Origin of the sequence: Microvirga sp. Mcv34, assembly GCF_024519725.1 — a bacterium.
Classification (GTDB): domain Bacteria; phylum Pseudomonadota; class Alphaproteobacteria; order Rhizobiales; family Beijerinckiaceae; genus Microvirga.
This window is the reverse complement of sequence record NZ_JALJRK010000262.1, coordinates 1-865: the sequence shown is the minus strand read 5'-3', so window position 1 is coordinate 865 and position 865 is coordinate 1. Positions and strand designations below refer to the sequence as shown.

Sequence of the window (865 nt, the reverse complement as noted above, 5' to 3'; positions counted from 1 at the left end):
GCTCGGGAGCAACAAGTGCTCAGCTCGGCCTCTGGTCCGGGCCTGCAGTCCCCAAACGACCGCTAAAGAATGCTGAGAATGCTGGCTCGCCGCTTCGGCTTCCGTATCCTGGACGGCCGTCGCCATAATGTCATCCCGATGCAACGCCACCGTCACAAGGCCGATTTAGCTGTGCTTATCTGTCAAGGAGCAGGGTGCCGATATGCTGAAAGCGACTTTTCTGACGACGACCTCTCGGGCTGGATTGATCCAAGGTGCTGCCGTGCTTGGGCTCGTGATGTTCGCCCATCCCGCAGCGGCGCAGAGAGATGGCGAAATCGAAGCAATGCAGCAGGAGATCCGCGCCTTGCAGCGCCAGCTCAACCAGATGCAGCGCACCCTAAACGCTAAGGTCGACAAGGTGCGCAGAGGACAGCAAACGGCCCCTAAGGAGCCAGAGGTTCGCAAAGCCGAGGCTGGACCAAGTTTGGGTGGCGTGACGTTTCCTAACGGCAGGCCCACCCTTACCAGTGCAGACGGCAACTTTACCCTCGGGATTTATGGCCGCTTACAACTTGACACTGGCACCTACTTTGACGATGACGGGGCTGATCTGAACAGCGGCTGGAACTTCCGTCGTGCCCGTCTCGGTGCTGTCGGGAGCCTCTGGCGCGATTTCACCTACTCGCTGATCTACGACTTCGGGGGCACACCCGACGGCACCGGCAGCCTCTATGAGGCGAGTCTGGGCTTTACCGGCTTCAAGCCGCTCAATCCTCGCATTGGAGCGTTCAAGCCCTCGTTCACCCTCGAAGACTCCATCAGCTCCGCTGACCTTTTGTTCCTGGAGCGCCCGTCCATCATCGAGATCGCACGGAGCATCGCC

At 59.9% G+C, this 865-nt stretch carries 1 protein-coding gene; it reads left to right on the top strand.

Annotation, left to right across the window (positions count from 1 at the left end; genetic code table 11):
* Nucleotides 1-202: 202 nt before the first annotated feature.
* Nucleotides 203-865, top strand: a 663-nt coding sequence (locus OC446_RS30525; RefSeq protein WP_262032611.1) for a porin, incomplete at its 3' end; no start/stop codon positions are given.